Origin of the sequence: Streptomyces sp. AC555_RSS877 (genome assembly GCF_019049245.1) — a bacterium.
In the GTDB taxonomy this organism is placed as follows: domain Bacteria; phylum Actinomycetota; class Actinomycetes; order Streptomycetales; family Streptomycetaceae; genus Streptomyces.
Map to the genome: position 1 here is coordinate 1 of NZ_JAGMUK010000099.1, position 13,571 is coordinate 13,571.

Consider the following 13,571-nt stretch of genomic DNA (forward strand, 5'->3'; position numbering starts at 1 on the left):
AGGCCGCGTTGGAGTCGGTCTGGCCAGAGCCGCGGAAGAAGCCGCGGCCGCGTGGCACCCGCCTGGATGCCTACAAGCCGTTGATCGACGAGATGCTCCGGGCGGATCTGGATGCGCCGCGCAAGCAGCGTCACACGGTCAAGCGGATCTTCGACCGGCTCGTGGACGAGCACGGGGCGGAGGCGGTGACCTATCCGATGGTGCGGGCTTATGTCGCCGACCGACGGTCCCAGATCGTTGTTGAGGCCGGCCGCGGGGTGGTGCACGCGTTCATTCCGCAGTCCCACCGGCCGGGGGCCGAGGCGGAGGTGGACTTCGGCGACGTGAAGGTACGCCTGGCCGGTGAGCAGGTCACCTGCTTTGTGTTCGCGATGCGCCTGTCGTATTCGGGCAAGGCCGTGCACCGCGTCTTCGCCTCCTGCGGCCAGGAGGCATTCCTTGAGGGCCACGTCCACGCTCTCAGCGTGCTGGGCGGTTATGTGGGTGACAACTCTTCCGCGATCTCGCGTTGCCGGTCAGGATGGTCGCTCCCGTCGAGGAGCTCGGATGGCCTGGCAGCCGCAGTTGGTACGACGCGTCGATGCCGCGGGGAACCCCGCGGCATCGCTCGGACACGCCCTGGTCGACGACTACCTCGAGTTCGTGGCGGCACGCTGCCGGCCGAACACCCTGCTGGCCACCGCCTATGACCTGAAGGTCTTCTTCTCGGTGGTGCCCAAAGAGCCGGCCGACGTCGTCACCGCGGACCTCTTCGCGTTCATCACCGCGCAGAAGAAGCCGAGACGAGGGCCGAAGGTCGTCCGGCTCGAAGACGGTGAGGCAGGGCTTTCGGCACGGACCATCAAGCGGCGACTCGCCAGTATCTCCGGGCTGTTCGGCTACCTGATGACCCGCGACGACCTCGCCATCGATCGTAATCCGGTGCCGACGGGGCTGGCCACCCGCCGCCGCGGCGGAAACCGCGGGGCACCGCTGCTACGCACGCCCCGCACCCTTCCGCGAGTCCTTGGGCCGGGCGAGGTCGAGGCGGTGCTCGGCGCGGTGAACACGGCGCGGGATCGGGCCATGGTGCTCGCGATGCTGCTGGGCGGCCTGCGCCGGTGCGAGGTGCTCGGCCTGCGGCTGGGTGACCTTTCGCCGGGCGAGCGTCGGGTTTTCATCAGTGAGGGCAAGGGCGGGCACCAGCGCCTGATACCGGTCTCCGCGCAGTTCTTCGCTGCGGTCGGCGACTACCTGGACCGCGAGCGGCCGACGGTGGACCACGATCGGCTGTTCGTGGTGCTGCGCGGGCCGACTCGGGGGTGTCCGCTGTCCGCCGACGGCCTGGACGAGATCCTCGACGGCGTCCGGAGGCGGACCGGGTTGCCGAAGTTGACGTGCCATCAGCTCCGTCACACCTGCCTGACCCGGCTGCGGGAGGCGGGCATGGCCCTGGAAGCGGTACAGGCGCAGGCCGGACACCGTTCCATCGAGTCAACCCGGATCTATATCCACTTGGCGAACAGCTGGCTCGTCGAGCAGTACCTGACGGCGAGTGCCGCCATCGACGCTGACCAGGCGGACATCTGATGCGCCGGGCCCGAGCTGCGGCCTTGCCGATCGTGCGCCCGGATCTCGTCGAGTTCTACCTTGCCCACCGGGCAGCGCAGGGCATGAACACCGACCACAAGGTCCGCTGGGGCGCCCGCGTCCTGCTCGCCACCGTCCCGGACCTGGCGGACTTCCATCGTCTGCCGTACGACCGGGCCCGCCGCCGCTCCGAACGACGCATCAAAGCGGCGCAGTTCCCCCGGGAGAAGTCGATCAGAGCCTTTGACTTCGACGCCAACGCGAACCTCGACGCAGCCGTCATTCACACCCTGGCGACCTGCGAATGGGTCAAGAAGGACCTGCCGCTTTGCCTCATGGGCGACTCCGGCACCGGCAAGTCCCACCTGCTGATCGCGCTCGGCACCGAGGCCGCCATGGCCGGCTTCCGGGTCCGCTACACACTCGCCACCAAACTGGTCAACGAGCTAGTCGAGGCGGCGGACGAAAAAATCCTGACCAAGACCATCGCCCGCTACGGACGTGTCGATCTCCTCTGCATAGACGAACTCGGCTACATGGAGCTGGACCGCCGCGGCGCTGAGCTGCTGTTCCAGGTGCTCACCGAACGCGAGGAGAAAAACAGCGTCGCCATTGCCTCCAACGAATCGTTCGGCGGCTGGACCAGGACATTCACGGATCCGCGGCTCTGCGCGGCCATCGTCGACCGCCTCACCTTCGGCGGGAACATCATCGAGACCGGCACCGACTCCTATCGGCTCGCACAGACCCGTGCACAACAGCAAGCCACCACTTGACCTCCGGATCCGGTCCCGCAGAACACACCTCGTGATCAAGAATGGACCAGTCGATTGCCACGCTGACCACAGATCACAGCCACCGCGCTGAAGGAGGAAACTGGTTTGGCCGCCCCCTTGGATGTTCTGGTGTCCACGAGCGTTGGTGCCGTCGCAACCATCATTGGCATCGTGGTGGGCGGCTTCGTCGGCCGCCGCAGCCAGAACCAGCAATGGCTGCGCGACACCCAGACAGCTGCCTACGGAGCCTTCCTCCAGGAGTTCACCGCGGTCGAGATCGAGCTGCGTGAGGCATACCTCGACGACCGGCCCAACAACGCCAACTGGCCACCGTTCAACGCCGCCTTGACCTCACTCAGCCTGGTCGCCACCCCCGACGTTGCGAATGCCGCCGGCGACCTGGCCGATGCGATCGGCCGCTTCGTGCTCCTGGTCGCCGACCGCGGCCCGAAGAACCGTGACAACCTGCAGCGGATCATGGCAGAACTCGCATCCGGACAGCTCGCCTTCGTCAACGCGGCCCGCAGCTCCCTCGACGGATCCCAGCAGCCCATCAACCGGCAACTGGGAGGACCGCCGCCATGGCGCGAGATCGAGCCCTACGTCCCCACACCAGGCGCCGCTGACTGACGTCGCTCCTCAGTGCACAGGGTGGGGCCAAAACTCGCTCCCGAAAACCGCTTCCAAGATCGCTAAGTGGGCCCAGGAATGACTCGGCCACTTCACGTCCCGTCACCGCGGCTTCGATCCGCCTTTGGCTCAAGCCATGATCAGCCACACCACAAGGCATCGGCCCGCCAGTACCTACGAGCCCTGAACCACCGGAAAGAACCTGGGAGGCGTGCGTCACCGCCACTGGACGTCATCGCGCTGCTGGGCCGCGCCGTGGCCCGGCGATCTCGGCAGAAAGAGCAGTCTTCCTCCACTTGGCCTTCGTGACACGATCTGGGTGTGACGACGTTGTTCCTGACAGTCGGCCTGCCAGGTGCCGGGAAGACCACGAGAGCTCGGCAGCTGGCCAAGGAGCACAGCGCGCTGCGGCTGACGCCGGATGAGTGGATGATCCCGCTGTTCGGCGATCCGCAGCCGGAGGGGAAGCGCGATGTGCTGGAAGGACGGCTGCTCTGGCTTGGTCTGGAGGCGCTGAGGCTGGGAACCAACGTGGTCCTGGATTTCGGATGCTGGTCTCGTGACGAAAGGTCCGCGATCCGCTGGTTGGTGATGTCTGTGGGCGCGTCCTGTCAGCTTGTGTATGTGCCGGTGGACCATGAGACCCAACGTGCTCGGGTCGCTCATCGCCAGTCGACCACCCCTGATCAGACCTTCGCGATGAGCGAGACGGACCTCCTGCACTGGAGGACACTGTTCGAGGAGCCCGACGCCACGGAACTCGATGGACATGAGGTTGGAGATCCGCCTCCTGGATGGTCAGGATGGCTGGAGTGGGCCGCCGATCGGTGGCCGTCACTCGCGTGACTGTCCGGCCAACCTTGGTGCGGCCCAGTACTGGCGCGGGAGCCTGGGGCCAGCCGCCGTGCGCTCCGAAAACGTTGCTAGTTCTCATCGACATTTCCGAACCCTGTGATGGCTAAGTGCTGCCCAAAACCGTCGACAAACGTTGCCAGCTCCCACCTACAGGACCATCAGTGGCGGTGCAGCTGCCGCGCTATGGAAAGGCCGCACGGCTCTTGAAGAGTATTGCCTTTGCGTAAATGGGACAGTCCCCCCGAAGGGAGAAGGAGCCTGCTCTGGGCCCTGCGCAACGCTTGGCATGCCCTCACGGGGTCCGCCACAGTACTGGATATCCAGGCCGGGGCGTGCGCAATTGTGGCAGCGACAGCTATGATCCCATGGGCAACTGTTCCAGCCATGAAAACAATCGCTGGTGCGCTCATCAGCCAGGCCATCGCGCTTGGGGCCCTGGAGATCTCTCTGCACCAACTCGAATCCTGTACTACCGCAATTGAGGACCAGACACCACGCAGGGCAGTCCTTCACCATCCGGTATGACGGACCCTGGCCGAAGGCAGCGCTGGTGGGCTCCTCGCCCCTGAGACACGAGCCCCGGAACCGCGCCACGACGATGGCCCGGGACGCCACCACGACGAACCGGACCCTCAGCCCGTCTTCGAGGCCGACCGCGTGTTCTTCGACCGCGTGCTGCCACAGCTCTGATGCCTCAAGTCGCTGTGTGGGCGGGCTGATCGAAGCCGCCTCCCATGCCGCAGAGACGGCTCGCCTCAGACTGGCGCGCTGACGGCCCAAGGCCGGTCACCGACCAGTTGGTCCACAGCCGCGCCTGCCTGATGATCACGGCTCGGTAACGGCACTCAGTGAGTTGGTGGGGAGCGTCATTTGAACCGTGCGGTATTCCGGCCCGCGGGACCATGGGGTGGGCGGGCTGTCAGTGGCCGCGGGGTGCGTTGGCTGTGTCGTTTTCCGCGGATGTTTTCGACGTGAGTTCGAGTTCGCCCGCGTGTTGCACCTGCGGCTGTCCGGATCTTGAGCGGAAACACGAAAATGCCTTCTGATCAGCAGCGATGAGGCACGTCTAGGGCGGCCTGACCGGCGGGCCGCTTGCCTGGCTGACGCCGATCAGGAAGGTGGGGAGCGTGTCGCTCGTGAAGTGTTTCGTCAGGGGGCGGTGAGTGCGGTGATCGTCTCTACGACGAGGTCCTCGGAAGGGGCTTCCACGTGGGCGCGCAAGGCGCCGCCGATGTCGAGGGATGCGGCTCCGTGCACCACCGCCCACAGTGAGCCGGCGAGTGCGCGGGCGTCCTTGGCCGGCAGCGTCCCGGAGTCCCTGGCGGCTTCGACCGCCTTGAGCAGGACGCCGAACGCGGCCTCGGCGGCGCGGCCGAGGCCAGGATAGTCGGTGCCCTTGACCTCGGCGCCGAACATCACGAGGTAGAAGTCGGGGTGGTCGAGGGCCCAGCGCAGGTAGGCGCGCCCCAGTTCGATGACGTGGTCGCGGCCGTTGCGGCCCTCCGGAGCGGCCCGGAGGGCGTCGTGCAGACGCTGGAAGCCAAGCTCGGCCACAGTCGCCAGCAGGTCGGACTTGTCGGTGAAGTGGCGGTAGGGCGCGGCTGTGCTCACCCCCGCGCGCCGAGCGACCTCGGTCAGGGTGAAGCCCTTCGGCCCCCGCTCGCCGATCAGGTCCAATGCGGCATCGGTCAGCGCCCGTCGGAGGTCGCCGTGGTGATAAGGGGCTGATTTCCCGGTTCCGGGGCGGTCGGCGGAGGCAGAGCGAGCTGACATGTTGACGACCTTAACATCGACCCCTATGTTAAAGGCATTAACATTGTGAGCGAGGGAGTGACATGTCGATCTCATCGACCGACTGGGCCGTGGTCACCGGGGCCTCGTCCGGGTTTGGGGCGCTGTTCGCCCGACGGCTGGCCGAGCGTGGCCACCCCCTGGTCCTGACCGGCCGCGACGCCGCACGCCTCGACGCCGTGCGTGAGGAGGTGCGGCGGCACACTCCCGGCGCGGTGGTCGAGACGGTCGTGGCCGACCTCGCCACCGAAAGCGGCCTGGAGCTGTTGCTGACCGAACTGAAGAGCAAGGACGTGGGCGTGCTGGTGAACAACGCCGGCTTCGGCACGTACGGCCGGTTCGCCGAGGTGCCCGCGTGGCGCGAGTCCACCTTGATCGCGGTCGACGTCACGGCCGTGGTGCGACTGACGCACGAGCTGCTTCCCGCCATGCGCGCCCGCGGCCGCGGACGGATCCTCAACGTCGCCTCGACCATCGCTTTCCAGCCGGCCCCTCTCCAGGCCGTCTACGGCGGCGCGAAGGCGTTCGTCCTGTCGTTCAGCCAGGCCCTCGCGGAGGAGACGCGCGGCAGCGGAGTCACCGTGACCGCACTGTGCCCGGGTCCCACACGCACCGGCTTCACCGACGCGCTGAAAGCCGACGTCTCCCACACGGCGATCTACCGCAAACTCGCCGAGCCCGGCCCGGTCGTCGACGCCGGCCTGCGCGCGCTCGACCGCGGCCGCCCCGTCATCGTCCCGGGCCTGCGCAACCGGGCCATGACCATCCTCGGCCGGATCACCCCGCCTGGGCTGCTGATCCGCCTGACCGCCCGAATGCTGTCCGCCGCTGACAAGCCGGGGCACGCGGCGAGCCGGTGAGAACGGTGACCTTCTGTCCGGATTAACCCCGTCCGCGGTCGATCACGTCCTTAAATGCTGCAACTCTCTCAACGGAGCTGGCCATGGCGCTGCCGATGTTCTCCCTTAAACCGGTCGACGAGACCTACTTCGACCATGCACCAGTGCGATTCGTCCACACGTGGTCCATCAGCCGGCCGGCCGAATCGGTCTGGGCGGAACTGGTCAGCGACGACCCCCTTCACTGGTGCCGCGGCCTGAAAATTCGATGGACATCACGCCGGCCTTTCGGTGTCGGCACTACCCGCCGGGCAGTTGCTCTGGGGGCCATGGCCAACGACGCGTACTTCTTCGCCTGGGAAGAAGGCCGCCGCCATTCCTTCTACTTCAGCCGCGCCAGATTTCCTCTGTTCGTCAGCGCCGGCGAGGACTACCTGGTCGAACCCGACGGACCGGACCACTGCCGATTCACCTGGCGCATCGGCATCACCCCGACCGCCATGGGCCGCGCCGGAGCTCCGCTCAGCAAGCGCCTCTTCCGCAGCTACTTCCGCGACACGGGCCGCTACTTCGACGCCGCCCACCCCGCTCACACCCGGTAGCCGAGTCAACAATCGCATGCCCGGGTCCTGCCGGGCGGGGCCGCCTGCCGTTCGGCGTTGCGGTTTTGGCCCTGGTCATCTCCGATCCGTGCACCGAGGGCAGGACTGAGGTGTCTCGGCACATGCCGACGCGTTCGCCGCGAAAGGTGAAGGACGGATCGGCCGAAACCGATGCCCCGCCGGGCAAGGCTATGCGGTGCGCGTCTGCGTCGTGGGTGCCGACCTGGGCTCGGGCAGATCGGGATGGTCGAGCGCGGCGGCCCAACTGGCGAGGAGTTCCAGGCGCTCGCGAGAGGCGGTGCCGGGTGCGGCGGTGTAGGCGGTGAGGGTCAGGCCCGGGTCTGTGGGCAGCGGCATGGCTTCGTAGGTGAGGCTGAGGGTGCCGACGGTGGGGTGGTGGAAGGTCTTGGTGCCGGTGCGGTGCAGGCGTACGTCGTGGGTGGCCCACAAGGTGCGGAATTCGTCACTGTGGGTGGACAGTTCGCCAACCAAGTCGGCCAGGTCACGGTTGTGGGGGTCGCGGCCGAGCTCAGTGCGCAGAAGGGCGACGGTGCTGTGGGCGGTGTTGTCCAGGTCGGCGTAGAAGTCGGCGGCGGCCGGGTCGAGGAAGCGGAACCGGCCAAGGTTGGCCCGGCGGGCACTGCCGGTGAGGGCTGAGGCGTACAGGGCGCGCCCGAGGCGGTTGATGGCGAGGACGTCCAGGCCGCCGTTGCGGATGAAGGCGGGGGCTTCTGTCATGGCGTCGAGCAGGTGCTGCAGGGTGGGCCGCAGGGGCTGAGGTCGGCTGCGGCGCGGTACGCGGCGGCCGGCACCGGGGTGAGCGGTGCGGGCCAGATCGCGCAGGTGAGCGTGTTCGGCCTCGTCGAGCCGCAGCGCGCGGGCGACAGCGTCGAGGACGGCGTCGGAAGCGCCCCGGAGATTGCCGCGTTCCAGACGGGCGTAGTACTCGACGCTGATCCCGGCGAGGAGGGCGACCTCCTCCCGGCGCAGGCCCGGCACCCGCCGATGGCCGTCCATGATCGGCAGCTCTGCCTGCTCGGGAGTGATCTTCGCCCGTCGGGTGCTGAGGAACTCACGGATTTCGCTGCGCTGGTCCACGCCGTCGAGGCTACGGTGCCCGGTGGGACGGGGCACCGCTGAGAGGTGCACTGCCAGTACACGGAACAAGCGACCCTCCCACATCCTCGTGAGCTGCGGTTTCATCGGTTGCGACAGCAGGCGGGGACGCCCGGGCTCTGTCCTGGTTGCTGCAGATCGCCGCAAAAGTGCCCCGCGTGGCACGTGCGAAGACGCCGGTCACCACACCATTACTTCCGAGAGGACACAGGATGCACACGCGCACGCTCGGCCAGGGCCTGCAGGTCTCGGCCATCGGCCTGGGATGCATGGGCATGTCCCAGGGCTACGGGCCGAATCCCGGCGACCGGCAGGACATGATCGGCGTGATCCGCGCTGCCGTCGACCGCGGCATCACGTTCTTCGACACCGCCGAGGTCTATGGCCCCTACGTCAACGAAGAGCTCGTGGGCGAGGCGCTCGCCCCCGTGCGGGACCAGGTCGTCCTCGCGACGAAGTTCGGCTGGCGCATCGAAGGAGGGAAGTTCACCGGGCTCGACAGCCGGCCGGAGCAGATCAAGCGGGTCGCCGACGCTTCCCTGCGCCGACTGCGCAGCGAGACGATCGACCTCTTCTACCAGCACCGGGTCGACCCCGATGTCCCCGTCGAGGACGTCGCCGGTGCGGTCGCCGAGCTCGTGCAGGCGGGCAAGGTGCGCCACTTCGGCCTGTCCGAGGCGGCGGGGTCGACCATCCGCAAGGCCCACGCAGTTCACCCGGTGACCGCGGTTCAGAGTGAGTACTCCCTGTGGACCTGTGATCCCGAGCCCGAGGTCCTGCCGACGCTCGCCGAGCTCGGAATTGGGTTCGTGCCGTTCAGCCCGCTCGGCAAGGGCTTCCTCACCGGCACCGTCGACACCACGACCTCGTTCGCCGAAGGCGACATCCGTGCCTCGATCCCCCGGTTCGCCGAAGAGAACCGTGCTGCCAACCAGGCTCTGGTCGACCACGTCGCCAACCTCGCCCGGGCCAAGAGTGCCAGCCCCGGGCAGGTCGCCCTCGCTTGGCTTCTCGCACAGCACCCGTGGATCGTCCCGATTCCCGGCACACGCCGCGTCGAGCGCCTGGAGGAGAACGCCGGTGCGACCCAGGTCGCCCTGTCCGCCGACGAGGTCGCCGACCTCGACGCGACAGCGGCACGCATCGGCGTACACGGCGACCGCTACAACGAGCTGCACATGGGCTTTGTCGGTCGGTGACCGGTTGGGCATCGTTGGGTCGGGGCGGCCACCCCGACCCAACGAGGGCAGCTTCAGCTTCCACCCGCTGCGGTGTTTCCTCGACAACACCGGCGAGGCCATGTCGGGCCGGCACCGCCCGTCCTCCTGTGATCAGCGCTTCGCCGTATTTGTCGCAGAGCGGCGTGCCGCGACGTAGGCGCTCCAGTCGGGTGCAGCGCGTCTGCGCCAGTGCTCGGCAGTCGTGACGTGCATGCCGGTGATCGAAGCCAGGACGGCAGGAGGAAGGTCTTGGGCGAGGTTCAGGCAGGCAGTCACGCGGACCGCTTTGGCCCGGATGCTGTGTTCGTTGAGAAGGAGGCGGAGTGCTCCGACGGGCATGGGGCGGTCGGAGTAGCGGGGCGCGCCGGCGGGCGCGGATCGGCCGGGGTACGGCTGCGGAACAGCCAGGCGGGCCCGAAGTTTGGCGCTGTTCGTCGCTGGCCGGGCTGAGCGGCGAGTTGAGCGATGAGCGCCGCGAGGGGCGGGAGAAGCGGCACGGCATGCTGGGCCAGGACAAGGCGGCTGCCCGAGGCGTGGTCTTGGATGTTGTTGCTGGTGAGCCTGACGATCCGAGTGAGTGGCACGGCGTAGGTATGCAGGAGGGCGCCGGCGACGCGAACCTCAAGGGGGAGGCCGTCGTCGTTGAGGCACTGCTGAAGGACGTCCCAATGGCTGTCCTCGTCGAGGCCAGCGGGGTCCGGTTTACCGCGGTGGGGGACAAGCAGATCGCGGGCGTAGCCGCGCCTATGTGCCCAGACCAGACAGTCGCGGATGTTGTAGCGGGTGCTCTTTCCACGGGTCAGCCATGCATCGACGTCTTCTTGGACGAGGTCCCCGAGTGATGAGCCGCGCTTCTCTGCCCAGTCCAGGAGCAGGAGAGCACTCCGGATGCGTGCTGTGGCCCATTGAGTGATGAACGCTCCTGTGAGCGCGGCGGCGCAGACGGGGAAGGACGCTCCAGCTGACATAGGGACGCAGGATGCCCGCGAACTGCGGATGATCCCGAACGGTTCGACGCACGTAGAGCTCGACCCGAGCGAGGTGTTCGTCCCGGTGGGGGAGGACGCCCGCGGCGACGAGTGTGTTTCGAAGTGACTCCGCGCCTCTGCAGCTGATGTTCAGGGCGACATCGTCCACCGACGCATGGCTGATCGGCTGGCTGCCGTCGGCCGTGAGGCTGGCGAACAGCCGGTGTTCCAAGGAGCGTCTCAGCCAGTTCAGGGCGGGCCCTGGGCGGTCGGCGTGGGCAAGGACCGCCCGGACCTGCTGCAGTTGTTCGGCGGCCGTCGGCGACGTGACAGCGGCGAGGACCTTGGCGAGCTGATCGTCGACAGCGCATCGCAGGCACAGGGGCCGAGCCTTCGTATGAGCGGGGCTGTCGCAGCGAGTGCAGGTGTAGTCGGTGGTGTAGCCGGAGCAGGTGCCACAGACAGCGACGTCGTCGGCCTGTCCGATCAGCGCGCGCGTCCTGTTGCACTGCGGACAGGCTGCGGGGTGGTTCAGGACGCGTGCGTAGCAACGGTCGCATGCCGGGCCCCGCGGCCAGTTGACCTGGGACGGGCTGACGCGACCACAGAATCCGCAGGTCACGTTCCGGCGGGAGCGGCAGGTGCCGCACAGGAGGCGGTCGCCGTCGCGGGGCGAGACCGTGCAGTAGGCGCGTTGGCCACACGAGGTGCACTCCCGCTTTGGCGCCTCGTGCTGGTAGTAGCAGGCGGAACAGACGCCGCGCGCGGGGCAGGGCCGGGTCTTGCCGCACCGACGGCAGACCGCGACCGACGCCCGGTATTGCGCGGCGCCCTGACATCCGCTGCAGATCCGTCCTTCGGGAACACGGTGAGGGAGGGGTCGAATCCGGCCGCAGCGTGAGCAGGCGGGCTGGCGTACCTCCTGGCGGCCCGCGTCGGCCAGCAGCTTGATGAGGAACAGGACCGAGGGGATGGCCGTCGGGTCGCCGCTGGTGAGCGCGTCGGTGTGCTCGTCGAGGTAGTGCCGTGCGCGTCCGCGGGACCTGACCGGAATCGCCGAAACCACGTCGTCCGCGGCGTGGGGCGACATCCCCGGGCACGTGGCCCGGATCTGCTGCGTCAGGGCAGCCCTGGTCGCCCGCGCCTTGGGGCCTTCCTCAGCCGGGCTCACAGGCCCTCCGGACGCCGCAACTGCGTGCGGCGAGTCGGAGGAGTAGCGGCCGTGGTCTCGCCGGTGGCGGTCGGCTTGGCGACCTGCCGGCGCACTTCGACGACCTCGATCAGATCGTTCGGCGTGCAGGACAAGATGTCGCAGAGCGCCGCCAAGGTGTCCATCGACAACCGCTGCGGGGGCTGCGTCACCAGCCGGTAGACCTGTTCCCGCGACAGGTGGATGCCCCGTTCGGCGAGCAGTGGGACGAGCTCGGTGGTCTGGAACATGTCCTGAGCGGCCATCAGCTTGCGCAGGTTCCAGCGCACACCCATGGACTTCGTCATCAGCGGATCCCTTCCGGCTGCTGCTTGCCTCGTTCACTCGGCCGAACTGCCTGACGTGTCAGGTGGTCTTCCATCAGGCGGTTGCGGAACTCGTCGGAGACCCAGGTGTAGAGCGCGGTCGTCGAAGCATGCCGGTGACCGACCTGGTCCTGGACGAACCGCTCGGGGTAGCCGAACTCGATCAGGTGCGTGATGTAGCTGTGGCGCAGGCTGTGCAGCTCAAGTTCTTCGGGCAGGCCGGCGTAGTCGCGAACCGTGGCGAAGACCTCGTCGAGTCGGCGTACCCCCAGGCGGCTGCGACGCTCGGTCACCCACAGAGCCGGGTGCTTGCCGGGATTGAACCGTGCGCGTGCCTCGTCGACCCACTCCTCCAGCAGCGGCACGACCCAATCCAGCTCCGGAACGGTGAGCACCGTGCGGCGTTTGGGCGGGCTGCCCCGCGATGCCTTGCCCCAGCGGACCTGCAGGGCTCCGAACCGGCCGTAGTCCTTGGCCCGGGGGTTGTGACGCAGATCGGGAAGATCGAGCTTCGACGCCTCGCGGCGTCGCAGCCCGTAGGCGTAGACCGACTTCAGCATCACCGAGTCGCGCCAGGCCGCCAGCGCACCCTTCCGCCCCAGGCCCTTGACGTGTTCGATGCGGTCGTCGGCCGCATCGAAGAACGTCTGCAGTTCGTCGTAGGTCAGGGCCCGCCGCCCAGGCCGGCCCTCGAACTCGGCGACGTGGGCGGCCGTATTCCAGTCGTGGCAGACCTGGATCGGGAACTGCCCGAACTCCTCCAGGCAGGCCGCGGCCCACCCATAGTGGCTGTCGGTGATGAACTCGCAGAACAGCGACAGTTCGTTCTGCTGGCCTCGGACCGTGGAGTGCGCGGCCGGCGGGTCCTTGCTGAACTGGGCCGCGAAGTACGCCTCGACGTCCTCGGGCGTCCACTCCCACGGGTACGTACCGGTGTACGCGGCGAAGCGCCGCACCAGCCTCACCCTGTCGCCGACGGTCTTCTTGGCGAGCAGACGGCTGCGTTGCTGCCGGGCCCAGCCCTCCAGCATGGCCTCGAACATGACAGGCGCTGGATCCAGAGCCCGTACGTTCGTCGGCTTCACCAGGTGGATCGCCCCGGGCAAATCGAGCGTTCTCACACCCACTCCCACGGTTGCGTTACATGCAACATCGTGGCGCCAGGAGACCAACGCCCCAGGCCAGAAGGCGTTCTTTCACCGGAACGAGCGACATCGACATAGCTCGTGAGCAGGTCAGAGGCCATCCGCTGGTCGTGGCGAATGATGCATCAGATGAAATTCCGCCCCTTTGCGTCACACGGGAGCCGAAAAACACACCTGTAGAAGGTGGGGCGGGATCAGCCCGCCCCACCACCAGGAGTACCCCGTGGCGAGCGCTGCCGACGAGCCGGAACAGACCCCCTCCGCAGACCCCTCCATCACCCCCTCCACGCCCCGCCAGCAAGAGCCGGACGTTTCCGCAGGTCAGACCCGCCGGACAGGGGGTCGCCGCAGGTCCGACAACCCTCATGTCCAAAGGCGTCCCAAGCACAGGAGGACTTCGACCGAACCTCGAGGCAGAAACCAGCGGGTTCGAGGGATCTGGAGGGTGCTCCGGCGAGAACCCGCTGGGGGTGTGGTGGTCCTGGCGGGGGTTCCGCGCGGGTTCACGTCCGCCATCTGGGACAAGATGGGGCCTCCGATCTGGA

14 protein-coding genes are annotated in these 13,571 nt (G+C 67.8%); 9 read left to right on the plus strand and 5 right to left on the minus strand.

Annotation, left to right across the window (positions count from 1 at the left end; translation table 11 throughout):
* A partial coding sequence (locus KUM49_RS35275; RefSeq protein ID WP_217241038.1) for a hypothetical protein occupies nt 1–455 on the minus strand: 455 nt, incomplete at its 3' end.
* A 91-nt stretch (nt 456–546) separates the two neighbouring features.
* On the opposite strand from KUM49_RS35275, the gene KUM49_RS35280 reads away from it, so the two are divergent.
* The 4 genes from KUM49_RS35280 (at nt 547) to KUM49_RS35295 (ending at nt 3,821) form a co-directional block, all read left to right on the plus strand.
* Nucleotides 547–1,569: a tyrosine-type recombinase/integrase gene (locus KUM49_RS35280; protein ID WP_217241039.1), complete on the plus strand. Its 1,023-nt coding sequence runs from the start codon at nt 547–549 to the stop codon at nt 1,567–1,569.
* Between the two features lie 23 nt (nt 1,570–1,592).
* Complete coding sequence (gene istB, locus KUM49_RS35285) at nt 1,593–2,345, plus strand: IS21-like element helper ATPase IstB (protein ID WP_374200239.1); 753 nt, start codon at nt 1,593–1,595, stop codon at nt 2,343–2,345.
* Nucleotides 2,346–2,450: 105 nt separating this feature from the next.
* Nucleotides 2,451–2,975 carry a hypothetical protein gene (locus tag KUM49_RS35290; RefSeq protein WP_217241040.1) on the plus strand — a complete coding sequence of 175 codons (525 nt, stop codon included), beginning with the start codon at nt 2,451–2,453 and terminating at the stop codon, nt 2,973–2,975.
* 321 nt (nt 2,976–3,296) lie between these two features.
* The gene (locus KUM49_RS35295) at nt 3,297–3,821 is read left to right on the plus strand and encodes an ATP-binding protein (RefSeq protein WP_055715251.1); all 525 of its coding nucleotides are present in this window, start codon (nt 3,297–3,299) and stop codon (nt 3,819–3,821) included.
* A 1,158-nt stretch (nt 3,822–4,979) separates the two neighbouring features.
* Here KUM49_RS35295 and KUM49_RS35300 read toward each other — a convergent pair.
* On the minus strand, nt 4,980–5,603 hold the full coding sequence (locus KUM49_RS35300; RefSeq protein ID WP_217241041.1) for a TetR/AcrR family transcriptional regulator: 624 nt from the start codon (nt 5,601–5,603) through the stop codon (nt 4,980–4,982).
* Between the two features lie 62 nt (nt 5,604–5,665).
* Here KUM49_RS35300 and KUM49_RS35305 point away from each other — a divergent pair, with 62 nt between their 5' ends.
* A complete protein-coding gene (locus KUM49_RS35305; protein WP_217241042.1) occupies nt 5,666–6,481 on the plus strand; it encodes an SDR family oxidoreductase in 816 nt (271 codons plus the stop codon).
* Nucleotides 6,482–6,564: 83 nt separating this feature from the next.
* On the plus strand, nt 6,565–7,062 hold the full coding sequence (locus KUM49_RS35310; protein WP_217241043.1) for an SRPBCC family protein: 498 nt from the start codon (nt 6,565–6,567) through the stop codon (nt 7,060–7,062).
* Between the two features lie 189 nt (nt 7,063–7,251).
* On the opposite strand, the gene KUM49_RS35315 is transcribed toward KUM49_RS35310, so the two are convergent.
* Nucleotides 7,252–8,160: a helix-turn-helix domain-containing protein gene (locus KUM49_RS35315; protein WP_308406911.1), complete on the minus strand. Its 909-nt coding sequence runs from the start codon at nt 8,158–8,160 to the stop codon at nt 7,252–7,254.
* 230 nt (nt 8,161–8,390) lie between these two features.
* Here KUM49_RS35315 and KUM49_RS35320 point away from each other — a divergent pair, with 230 nt between their 5' ends.
* From KUM49_RS35320 to KUM49_RS35330, 3 genes are all read left to right on the plus strand, one after another.
* Nucleotides 8,391–9,377, plus strand: coding sequence for an aldo/keto reductase (locus KUM49_RS35320; protein ID WP_217241044.1), 987 nt, complete (start codon nt 8,391–8,393; stop codon nt 9,375–9,377).
* Nucleotides 9,378–9,898: 521 nt separating this feature from the next.
* On the plus strand, nt 9,899–10,240 hold the full coding sequence (locus KUM49_RS35325; protein ID WP_217241045.1) for a hypothetical protein: 342 nt from the start codon (nt 9,899–9,901) through the stop codon (nt 10,238–10,240).
* 70 nt (nt 10,241–10,310) lie between these two features.
* Nucleotides 10,311–10,493 carry a hypothetical protein gene (locus tag KUM49_RS35330; RefSeq protein ID WP_217241046.1) on the plus strand — a complete coding sequence of 61 codons (183 nt, stop codon included), beginning with the start codon at nt 10,311–10,313 and terminating at the stop codon, nt 10,491–10,493.
* 1,040 nt (nt 10,494–11,533) lie between these two features.
* Here the strand turns inward: KUM49_RS35330 and KUM49_RS35335 are convergent.
* Both KUM49_RS35335 and KUM49_RS35340 read right to left on the minus strand, forming a co-directional pair.
* On the minus strand, nt 11,534–11,863 hold the full coding sequence (locus KUM49_RS35335) for a helix-turn-helix transcriptional regulator (protein ID WP_217241047.1): 330 nt from the start codon (nt 11,861–11,863) through the stop codon (nt 11,534–11,536).
* Complete coding sequence (locus KUM49_RS35340) at nt 11,863–13,002, minus strand: tyrosine-type recombinase/integrase (protein WP_308406912.1); 1,140 nt, start codon at nt 13,000–13,002, stop codon at nt 11,863–11,865. Before KUM49_RS35340 ends, KUM49_RS35335 begins: the two co-directional genes overlap by 1 nt.
* Between the last annotated feature and the right edge of the window lie 569 nt (nt 13,003–13,571).